The organism is Bradyrhizobium sp. Arg816, assembly GCF_029989365.1.
Taxonomy (GTDB): Bacteria; Pseudomonadota; Alphaproteobacteria; order Rhizobiales; family Xanthobacteraceae; genus Bradyrhizobium.
The window spans coordinates 1-9,426 of record NZ_JAPRAQ010000056.1 but is presented as its reverse complement, the minus strand read 5'-3'; the positions used below and the strand labels follow the sequence as shown (position 1 = coordinate 9,426).

General features: G+C 60.0%; 9 protein-coding genes and 3 pseudogenes. 6 read left to right on the top strand and 6 right to left on the bottom strand.

From position 1 onward, the window contains the following. The first annotated feature begins 693 nt into the window (after positions 1-693). Positions 694-2,091 carry a Ulp1 family isopeptidase gene (locus OWC48_RS45555; protein ID WP_282525863.1) on the top strand — a complete coding sequence of 466 codons (1,398 nt, stop codon included), beginning with the start codon at positions 694-696 and terminating at the stop codon, positions 2,089-2,091. Positions 2,092-2,587: 496 nt separating this feature from the next. Here OWC48_RS45555 and OWC48_RS45550 read toward each other — a convergent pair. Both OWC48_RS45550 and OWC48_RS45545 read right to left on the bottom strand, forming a co-directional pair. Beyond that, positions 2,588-2,864 (bottom strand): annotated as a pseudogene (locus OWC48_RS45550) (IS256 family transposase); the annotation flags it as partial. A gap of 4 nt (positions 2,865-2,868) precedes the next feature. Continuing rightward, a pseudogene (locus OWC48_RS45545) lies at positions 2,869-2,982 on the bottom strand (integrase); the annotation flags it as partial. A gap of 112 nt (positions 2,983-3,094) precedes the next feature. Here OWC48_RS45545 and OWC48_RS45540 point away from each other — a divergent pair. Both OWC48_RS45540 and OWC48_RS45535 read left to right on the top strand, forming a co-directional pair. After that, positions 3,095-3,556 (top strand): annotated as a pseudogene (locus OWC48_RS45540) (transposase); the annotation flags it as partial. 229 nt (positions 3,557-3,785) lie between these two features. After that, positions 3,786-3,995: a hypothetical protein gene (locus tag OWC48_RS45535; RefSeq protein WP_282525862.1), complete on the top strand. Its 210-nt coding sequence runs from the start codon at positions 3,786-3,788 to the stop codon at positions 3,993-3,995. A gap of 216 nt (positions 3,996-4,211) precedes the next feature. Here the strand turns inward: OWC48_RS45535 and OWC48_RS45530 are convergent, their stop codons facing one another. The 3 genes from OWC48_RS45530 to OWC48_RS45520 all read right to left on the bottom strand — a co-directional run bounded on the left by OWC48_RS45530 (position 4,212) and on the right by OWC48_RS45520 (position 6,272). Next, complete coding sequence (locus tag OWC48_RS45530; RefSeq protein ID WP_282525865.1) at positions 4,212-4,532, bottom strand: IS110 family transposase; 321 nt, start codon at positions 4,530-4,532, stop codon at positions 4,212-4,214. Positions 4,533-5,635: 1,103 nt separating this feature from the next. Continuing rightward, the gene (locus tag OWC48_RS45525; protein WP_282525861.1) at positions 5,636-5,893 is read right to left on the bottom strand and encodes a hypothetical protein; all 258 of its coding nucleotides are present in this window, start codon (positions 5,891-5,893) and stop codon (positions 5,636-5,638) included. A 217-nt stretch (positions 5,894-6,110) separates the two neighbouring features. Continuing rightward, entirely contained in the window at positions 6,111-6,272 is a 162-nt protein-coding gene (locus tag OWC48_RS45520) for a hypothetical protein (protein ID WP_282525860.1), read from the bottom strand. A 72-nt stretch (positions 6,273-6,344) separates the two neighbouring features. Between OWC48_RS45520 and OWC48_RS45515 the strand changes: the two genes are divergently transcribed. The 3 genes from OWC48_RS45515 (at position 6,345) to OWC48_RS45505 (ending at position 8,316) form a co-directional block, all read left to right on the top strand. Next, positions 6,345-6,764: a CopG family transcriptional regulator gene (locus OWC48_RS45515; protein ID WP_282525864.1), complete on the top strand. Its 420-nt coding sequence runs from the start codon at positions 6,345-6,347 to the stop codon at positions 6,762-6,764. A gap of 4 nt (positions 6,765-6,768) precedes the next feature. Then, the gene (locus OWC48_RS45510) at positions 6,769-7,953 is read left to right on the top strand and encodes a PHB depolymerase family esterase (RefSeq protein ID WP_282525859.1); all 1,185 of its coding nucleotides are present in this window, start codon (positions 6,769-6,771) and stop codon (positions 7,951-7,953) included. A gap of 117 nt (positions 7,954-8,070) precedes the next feature. Continuing rightward, positions 8,071-8,316 (top strand): hypothetical protein, encoded by a 246-nt coding sequence (locus OWC48_RS45505; RefSeq protein ID WP_282525858.1) that lies wholly within the window; start codon positions 8,071-8,073, stop codon positions 8,314-8,316. Between the two features lie 496 nt (positions 8,317-8,812). On the opposite strand, the gene OWC48_RS45500 is transcribed toward OWC48_RS45505, so the two are convergent. Then, complete coding sequence (locus OWC48_RS45500) at positions 8,813-9,169, bottom strand: PRC-barrel domain-containing protein (protein ID WP_282525857.1); 357 nt, start codon at positions 9,167-9,169, stop codon at positions 8,813-8,815. Positions 9,170-9,426 lie beyond the last annotated feature (257 nt).

Here is a 9,426-nt window from a genome sequence, read left to right as displayed (position 1 = left end):
GCCAGGACCCGCTCAGACACTTACGGCGGTCTTGAGTCATTTGTCGACCTTGTTGCGCCGACGCCGTCCGAATTGCGCGACGACGCTCATTTTGCGCCCGCCCACGTCCCCGCGGCTCCCTCAGACATCTACGGTGATAGCGTCATCAGTGAGCTCCCCCGAGCTTCAGTCGTCAACCATTATAAGGAAGACGAGGATCACATTCAGCGGTTCGAGCAGGCCTATATAGATTTGGGCCAGTCTACCAAGACTGCGAGCAAGTATGCACGCGATCTCCGCGCTCTGTCTCGCTGGTGCTTCGCAAACAACAGGGGACCCATTTCTTATCGGGTTGGTGATTCGTCATTGAAAGACGATGTCCGAGCATGCGGAGGCAAGAGCTTGCCTACAGTGGTAAGAGCGTTCGAGAGATTTCGCGGAGTGCAGGAAGCTGCCGGCGGGGCCGCCAGCTCTTTGCCGCAGAGGCGGTCTGACGTTGCCCCGATCGTCGATCTAACCTCCTATCCTGAGGAGCAGCAGGTTTATGCCTCGCACCAACACCGCAGCAAGCCAGTGCTCGGCAACCACGACTGGCTAGGTAGCGTCATCAGTGAGCTCCCCCGAGCTTCAGTCGACGATCCAAACAGGGTGCCGCAATCCAGCCCTCAAGGCGAAAGGTTCAGCAGCATGCGAGACACAGCGCCCAAGGAGCCCATGACGGGTGCCACTCCCTCGGACGAGGAGCTCATCGCATGGTACAAGAAGCAATGCGCGGATACGATACCCCCCAAGCGCCTCGTCGCCAGTGCGAATCAGCTTCGAAGGCTCGCCCGCGCGTGCGCTAAAAATGGCCAGAGGGGATTTGCTGCCCGGCTTTACGACATTAAAGACACGGCATTGCTTAAGGAAGCTATGGCCATCGGTAAGTTCGCCCATGCAGCGGTAAATGCAATCCGCAGATTAAAGGGGCTCAACCATTATAAGGAAGACGTGGATCACATTCAGCGGTTCGAGCAGGCCTGTATAGATTTGGGCCATTCTACCGAGACTGCGAGCAAGTATGCACGCGATCTCCGCGCTCTGTCTCGCTGGTGCTTCGCAAACAACAGGGGAGCCATTTCTTATCGGGTTGGTGATTCGTCATTGAAAGACGATGTCCGAGCATGCGGAGGCAAGAGCTTGCCTACAGTGGTAAGAGCGTTCGAGAGATTTCGCGGAGTGCAGGAAGCTGCCGGCGGGGCCGCCAGCTCTTTGCCGCAGAGGCGGTCTGACGTTGCCCCGATCGTCGATCTAACCTCCTATCCTGAGGAGCAGCAGGTTTATGCCTCGCACCAAGACCGCAGCAAGTCAGTGCTCGGCAACCACGAGTGGCTAGGAGACCAACATATCAATCAGGATTACGAGCTCCTGCGGCTAGAGCTAGAGAGGTTCGATGGAGGTCTCGCTGCTCGGACGCATTTTGCGGATCCGCTCGTGATCCTTAACATGCGTCTGAGTGGCGGTGAGAGGGTTGAAGAATTCGAGGCTCGTCACGGTACAGCCGACTTCCTGTTCCTGCCGCTGAGCAATGCCGAAGCTACGACTCATGGAACCCACTGGTCGCTGCTGCTGGTCGATCGCAGCGATCGGCAATGGCCGGTCGCCTATCACTACGATTCCCTCGGCGGACATAATGACTGGGTTGCCCAAACGGTCGCAAGGCTGTTGAATACCGACCTGCGATATGCCGGCATGCGCCAGCAGCAGAACGACTTTGATTGCGGTGTCTTTGTGGTTGATGGCACGCGAGCTCTGGTAAACGAATTGCTCAGCGGGAGGCAGCCAAACCTTGACCTCACTCATCTGGAGCCCAGTCGGAGTGAACTCCAACGACGGTTGAGCTACGCTACCTCATCGGACTATGCGCCGGCGCAAACTGTTAATCAGCCGATATCGTTGGAGGAGCTGAAAGATCAGACGTCAGGAGTTTGGCGGGCACTGGATCCGGCTGGAGGGTATCCAGCTGGCCAGCCTGCCGGGGATAGTTACAACACGGCGAACTTTTGGGCCGGAATGCCTTCATCGGCCCATTCGCCAGCGCAAAGCGTCAATCAGCCAGACCCACCATCGTAGGAGCAGAACGGTGTGTCGATCTTCGGCGCGCCACAGTACATGCCGCCTCCGCTAGCGGATTTAGGAGAAATCGTCGGTACGGAGTGGAAACACGACGTCCAATGGGCGTCGGAGCCACTGATGCATGGAATGCAACAACACGGCCTGCTGCCAAAGGGGACCGACCCCACTCCATCTTCACTCTGCATGGTATGCATTACGAAGCCGGGCTCGCTTCCTCAGGCAAGGTTTACAAAATGCCGCTATAGGAGGGAACCTGGTCATCGCAGTTCTGCTCTGAGTGCCTGTGAAATCGACCGGCGAACTCACTGGCAGAGATTCATACTGCTGCTCTTGCCGTGCGCCATGTGGTCTAAGGCGATCCATTATGTCCGGGGCGTTGGTGGGCTGCATCCGTTCGCAGCCGTCCGCGCGCAATAGCCGACAAGAAAGAATTACCTTGTGCAACAAGCCTTCAGGACGCGAGCTATGAGGGATTTTGGGTGACGGGGTCCGATCAGGCGGCGCGGACTTCAGCGGTCGGAATGACTTCGATTCCGTCCGCAAACTTCACCCCGGATATCACCTTCGGCAGCTGGTTTGTGCCCTTCCAACGAGCTTGATGACCATCAACTTGCTATGTGCGGCGATAACGCTCCCTTCGTTCGCACAGTCCGGTGCCTGACCGTGGCAAAGACGCTCTCGATTGGATTCGACCTGCGCAGATCCGACCAGTGCTCGGCAGGGAAGTCATAAAATGCCAACGTAGCCGAGCGATCCTTGGTCAGGCATTCAACGGTCGCCGCGGGTGTAGACCTCGGTGGTCCTCAGCGTAGCGTGGCCCAGCCACAGCGACACCTTTCGAATGTCCCCGGTCGCTTGCAGAACGACCATCGCGCAGGTGTGCCTGAGCGTAAGACCGTATTTCCCTTCTGTAATGCCGGCGGTGGGTGGTTCGCCCTACACTGGCGGTGTTGAACGAGGGTTGCTCAAGGAGCCTATCCTCACGCCAGGAGGACGAACCGTGGAAGACAATAACGCCCTTTTCGTAGGTTTGGATGTTTCCAAAGATCGACATGCAGTTGCGGTTGCCGAGAGCGGGCGCAACGGCGAGGTTCGCTATCTGGGTGAAATATCCTCTGACAACGCGTCGGTAGGACGGCTCGTCCGCAAGCTCGCACGGCCAGGTTTACGTTTGAGATTTTGCTATGAGGCTGGGCCGACGGGATATGGGCTGAAGCGAGAGATCGAAACACTTGGCCATGAATGTGCTGTCATTGCCCCGTCGCTGATTCCACACAAGCCCGGTGATCGGATCAAAACAAACCGCCGGGATGCCGAGAAGCTTGCCCGCTTGTTCCGTGCCGGCGAACTGACGGAGATCTGGACTCCGGACGCAGCGCATGAAGCTATGCGGGACTTGATCCGTGCGCGGGAGGCGGCGGTGAAGGATCGGACCCGCAAACAACAGGAGATCCGATCCTTTCATCGTCTGCAATATTGACCCCCCGCATTGCCGCATCTACGAATGTTACCCTGATGGCGCCATTGCCGATGACGATCCGATGTCGACTAATCGGTCGCGTCAGATGGCTTTCCCGCCTTGCTCGACGAGAGGGGCTGTCGAGCGGGCCCTGGGCGACCAACCGTTCGGCAGCCCTCCGTCTGAGCGCCCTCAGCAGCCGTTGCACTGGCGCGACGATCAAGGACGCGCTGTGTGGGAGGCGTCGGATCGGGTGTGCGGCAAGCGGCTCAAGGTGATGATCCCGACCTTGCTGCCTGCCCTTGAGCAACATGGCCGATTGCAGCTTGGCCAGTCGGGCAGTGATCGTGTTCTGGCCATCAGCGCGGCTACCATCGATCGTCTGCTCGTCGATGTGAAGATCGCGGCGAGCGGCGGCAGGCGGCGCCGTGCCGGATTCTAGTCGGCAATCCGGCGCGACGTCCCGATCCGCACGTTCAATGAATATCTGCGTCTTCGCTTTCTTGTTGCCTCGACCTCGCCGGTCCAACCGTCTCGCGTCGCCGGAGCGCGCGCACCGCATGCTTGCGATGGCAGCCCGTCGTCGCGCACAGCTCGTCGAGGATCCGTCCCTTCTCCGCTCGTTTGGCCGACCGGTAACGCTCCGTTACCGCCGACACTACCTCGCGCCGCGCGCCCATGCTGATCTTTCCCGCCATAGACGCCACCGAACCAATTCGATGGCACCGACCCAATCATCGGCGAGAAGTTGTCCAGTAACATTCTGGGTGAGGCACGGGCTACAGCCCATGCTGCTTCGACGAGCATTCCGCGAGCTTGGCCTCCTGCCATGGTAGGCGGAACCCTCGCCAGACTGCCTTACGCTCGGGTTTAGCCCCAGGTAGCTCACCAGCCTGGTCGGATCGGCAAAGCGCCGAATGTCGCCGACGGCCGCGGCCACGCCCGAAGCCACCGTCAAATCCACACCCGGGAGCGTCATCAGCCGCCGAATGACCGGATCGGACATCGCTTCACGCGCGATATCCGCCTCGACCTCCCTCAACGAACCCTGGATTAGGTCGATCTGCGCCAGGTGCCGCTCGATTGCGGCACGCTCATCGGCAGGGACTATCTGGGCGGCGATCCACCCGCGGCCGCTGATCCCTACACGGTTGAGGGCCTTCAAGTCGAGATAAGTGCGATTTCGGGATTGACAAACGACGCGCCGCTGTTCGTGGGCGGCATCGAATCATGTGTGCGCGTTACGCTTGGACCTTGGTCGTCGCCTGCGCACGGTGACGAACAGCTTGCGGCTCTCAGCAACGACGCGGGCCACACCGTGAAGTAGGTAGCCGATGTAGAGATATTCCATTTGTCGCGCCTTCCAGTCGAATCAGGGCGACCTCTTTAATAGGCTCACAAAAATCTCTGCGCTCAAGATCGACGTAGTTATCCGCCATTCCGGCGGCTTGGCGCCTAACTTCTGAGCAGTCTCAATCGGATGCCGTCAGGCCTATTGGGCCCTATGATCCCGGTTTGCTTGCCCGGTAATACCTCAATGGTATCAAAGCGCCTTCATCCCCCTGGTTTGCAGTCACCTTATTGAAAGACCTGCTGATCTTCAGGACTCTTAATCAGCGGCCCGGTCGGAATCAGTTATACAGCAAGCTTAGGAATCTCCTGTTCAATCAATCGCAATAATCGGGTGTTGCGCCTCCAAGATTTGAACCTGCTCGCGGATCATTTCTCGCCGGCGAGGCATTGCGTACAAACGGCGGCTTTTGACGAACTACCGCGGGTCCGCATCTTTAGTTAGGCTGCCCTTCGGTATGAAAACAGGACTCCCGAAATAGTGGGTCTGGCGCTGTAGCGGTCTCCCGCTACCATCTTTCCCCACACCCCTTTGACCTGGTTTGGGAAAGCTTTTTCGCCCAACAGGGCGTTTAACCGGCCTGATATCTCCACCGTTACGCCACCGAGGCGCGACGGATCTCGGGAGACGGTGACCGTGTCGATCAGCGACGCTCGGGCGGCAGCCCGGCTTTTGAACCTCATTAACAAAAAGCGCGACGAGGGCGTCTCGGTGGAGGCGGAGCAGGCCGCTTAGTCGCATTCCGGGCAGGTATCGCCTATGCCTTCAAGAACAGTCGCGACTGCGGCAACCGCCGCTTTCGGCGAGATGCGGGGCGGTGGATCCTGCCTCGCAATATCGAAGGCGCATTCTCGGGCATGAGGATCGGCGCGATCCTGCGCCCAGCCGTGCTCTTCGCATTCTTGGATTGCGCCGGCCTCTTGCAATACGGCGAGCGCCCAGCCTCGCAGCGTTCGGATCGCCGGGCGTTTCTGTTTCGTCATCAGCATGGCGTCGCTCCTGCCCGGACGAATCCTTCCGCCCCCTCGGTCGTTCCGGCCGGTTAGCACGGGACAGGGATTCAGAATCGGCATGGCGAAGGACTGTCCACCTGTTCCACTTAACCGTGCACAAGCCCAGGCAATCCGCCCTTCCTCGGCGGTTAGCCTCGTCGAGCCAAAGTTTTTTGCGACTTCCGAGGGGCTGCTACGGCTGAGACTCGTACAATCAAGCGGAAGTAGTTTCGTCGGCCTCCATGCCGGGGCCGGAGTAAACGAGCGCGATCATCCTGCAAAGGCCGCAGGCATCTTGCCCTGCCTTCTGCTCGACCGTTTCGATTGCCTTCGCAGCAGCAGACAAGCCCGGCACTTTCTCCCAAAGTTCCGTCAAGCGCCCCTCTTGTATGGAACGCAGTACCATCCATATACCATCCAGCTAGATGGCAATAGGATGGCGAAGCAGATGCCCTCGAATGTTCAAGAACTGAGGCCGAAGTCTCCGGAAACTGAAAAGATCACCATCAATCTCGGTTTCGTCGACCTGGGCCACGTCGATTTGATGGTGAAGGATGGGTTCTATTCGAACCGCACGGATTTCATCCGGACGGCGATCCGCAATCAGCTCGAGCGTCACGCCGACGTGGTCAAGCAATCTACCGCCCGTCAAGGCTTGGATCTCGGCCTCCGGAATTACACGCGCGCGGATCTCGAAGCGGCGCGGCGCACTGGCGAGATGCTGCACATCAACGTGCTGGGCCTCGCGACCATCGCTCAAGACGTCACGCCCGAGCTGGCCCGCGTCGCCATTGCTTCGGTTTCGGTGCTGGGGGCGCTTCATGCCACTCCCGCGGTCAAGGCCGCTCTCGCCGACAGAATGAGGTGAAACGATGCTGAATCAAGACACGGTCCGCGAAGCCACCCGCCTCACGCGTTCAGGCCGATTGGTCGAGGCCACCGCGCTCCTGCAACGCATGCTTCAGGGCCATAGCGCTCCCGGACCGACGTCCCGCGGCGCCTCCCAGGCTCCGCCTCCGTTTCTTGGGCCGCCGTCCATTGACGTCAAGGCGAACGTCACCGAGGAGAGTGTACGCCCGCAGGCCGCGCAGGCCCGCTACGGTCAGAGACGTAAGCGCACCTCAGCGCTCGACGGCATGCGGGATTTTTCCGGGATCGGAAGTCCGATTAGGCGCGCCCCGCCGTCCCCAGCGGACATTGCGCCCGAGGGCACGCGGTTCATCGCGGGCACCTTCGGCAGCGCGGCCGGAAGCCGGACCTACAAGCTGTTCATCCCGAGCCGATCCGAGGGACGAGAGCTTCCTCTGATCGTCATGCTTCACGGCTGCACCCAGTCGCCCGATGATTTTGCCGCGGGGACGCGGATGAACTTCCTGGCGGAAGAGCGGAATTGCTTCGTTGTCTATCCTGAGCAGCCGAGCGGCGCCAACCAGTCCAAGTGCTGGAACTGGTTTCGCACGGGCGACCAGCGCCGTGGCGGTGGCGAGCCATCCCTGATCGCCGGCATCACCCGCCAGATCATGCGCGACTATGGAATCGATCCGAAACGCGTCTACGTCGCCGGACTATCAGCGGGCGGGGCCGCGGCCGCCATCATGGGGGCAACGTATCCAGACGTGTACGCGGCGGTTGGCGTTCATTCCGGTCTCGCCTGTGGGGCCGCCAGTGATCTTCCGTCCGCGTTCGCCGCCATGCGGCAGGGAGGCGAATCCAAGCCGATTTCGGCTGGCAAGCGTCCTGTGCCTACCATCGTTTTTCATGGCGATGGCGACACCACGGTACATCCGAGGAACGGCACCCAGATCGTCGAGCATTGCGCCAACGCAGCAGGCTTGAAAGCGAAGGTGCTTCGCGGACAAGTTCCGGACGGCCACGCATATACCCGCACGATCTTGAATGACGCGGGGGGGCGTGCGATCTCCGAGCATTGGAATATCCACAGTGCCGGCCACGCCTGGTCCGGAGGCAGTCCCGCCGGATCCTACGCCGATCCGCGCGGGCCCGACGCGACGAGGGAGATGCTGCGTTTCTTGCTCGCTCATTCGCTCAGTAGGTAGTCGAGCTTCACAGGGCGAGCGGCCTCCGCCTTGCGGCGCTCGCTTTGACAAGCAAAACCCGAACAACTCGAATGCCCAGGCTCCGGCCGGACAGGAGTGTGGGCAACGCTACCGCCAATGAAGATCGGATCGCATTTCACAAGCCACATCGTCGAGCTCGACGACGGCTCGCGCTGGCGGATCTTCCCGGGCGATCTCGATCTTACGCTGAACCGGAAGCCTGAGATGAAGATCTCTGTCGCGTCGGCCGAGGACGATCTCTGTTCGCACGTGCTGGTCGGCGGCGGCGTCAAGGTGCGCTTATCGCCCGAGCGCGAAAGCTGGCCGGCTGCTCAGGTCAAGTCGGCGCTTAAGGAAGAATAGGGCCGTCGCTCAGCTGAGCGCCGCCCGCCCGGCATCGGTGATCCGATATTCGATCTCTTCCGACTGCAACGGTTCGCTCTCCACCAGGCCGAGCTCGACGATCCGCGCGACAAGCTCGTGGTCGAACATCGGCGGACTGATCCATGGCCCGTCCTGGAGACTCCGCAGAAAATCCCGCTCTAGGTCCGTGAGCTCCATCCCCCGAACTCCGTTTGCAGCTCCGAAGGCCGACCGGCTCAACGGAAATGGGCCCCGACCTCCATAGTGGAGAGCCGAGGCCGAATTTCAAACGTCGATTTCCCTGAGCTTTTTCCCTGAGCTATGAGATTTAACCGGCAGCGCCGGCTGTCGTTCCGGCAAAATCGCTCTCCGAAGCCAGATTCATCTTCGCAGTCATTCGTCGACGCTCAGCAATCCGACGAGCGGGGGGCCGGAGTGCCTAGGAGTCCGGGCCCCGCAACCGTAACGGCACCTGAGCAAACTCGGGCCGCTCGGTTCAGAACCCAGAATAGTAATCGTTCACAACCTTTGCCCGTCCCGGGTCTTCCCAATTCCAATCGTTGTCATTGCCGTATTTCGGGGCTCCCTGCAGCCTTTCTGCGGTGAGATTGGTCCGATAGCCGCCGAGACCCGTATCGTATTTTAGTGATTGCCACGGCAGCGGATAGTGATCGTCTCCGATCCCTAGGAAGCCACCGAAGCCGAGAACCGCATACGAGACGCGGCCGCTGACCTTGTCGATCATGACGCGTTCGATCGAGCCGATCTTTTGGCTATCGGTGCCGTAGACCGCCGTGCCTTCGACCTTATCGCTACCGATCAGCGTTCCTGTTTCACGCCTTTCCGTTTCCATCGTTTCCTCCTATTGGCAACATCAATGCGAGACAACGTAGGACTCCGGATGCTCGTTCCTCCTTGATTCCCAGCTCCATGTGTCTTGAAATCCGTACGCGTGTTCCGTCGCCGCTCTCGACAGTTTCAGCATCGTGGCAGTTGCAGAGCGCATTCCCGTTCGGCGCCCTCTGCAGGAGCGATCAGCTTCCGATATTGGCTTTCGTACTCTTTTGCCATTCGTTTCGCGGAAAAGCGCTCCTCGAACCGGGCGCGCAC

Bases quoted from the DNA above. Each gene is read 5' to 3' on its own strand.
- OWC48_RS45500 (WP_282525857.1), bottom strand. From the start codon at position 9,169: ATGGAAACGGAAAGGCGTGAAACAGGAACGCTGATCGGTAGCGATAAG.
- OWC48_RS45555 (WP_282525863.1), top strand. From the start codon at position 694: ATGACGGGTGCCACTCCCTCGGACGAGGAGCTCATCGCATGGTACAAG.
- OWC48_RS45515 (WP_282525864.1), top strand. From the start codon at position 6,345: ATGCCCTCGAATGTTCAAGAACTGAGGCCGAAGTCTCCGGAAACTGAA.
- OWC48_RS45525 (WP_282525861.1), bottom strand. From the start codon at position 5,893: ATGCTGATGACGAAACAGAAACGCCCGGCGATCCGAACGCTGCGAGGC.
- OWC48_RS45505 (WP_282525858.1), top strand. From the start codon at position 8,071: ATGAAGATCGGATCGCATTTCACAAGCCACATCGTCGAGCTCGACGAC.
- OWC48_RS45530 (WP_282525865.1), bottom strand. From the start codon at position 4,532: ATGACGCTCCCGGGTGTGGATTTGACGGTGGCTTCGGGCGTGGCCGCG.
- OWC48_RS45510 (WP_282525859.1), top strand. From the start codon at position 6,769: ATGCTGAATCAAGACACGGTCCGCGAAGCCACCCGCCTCACGCGTTCA.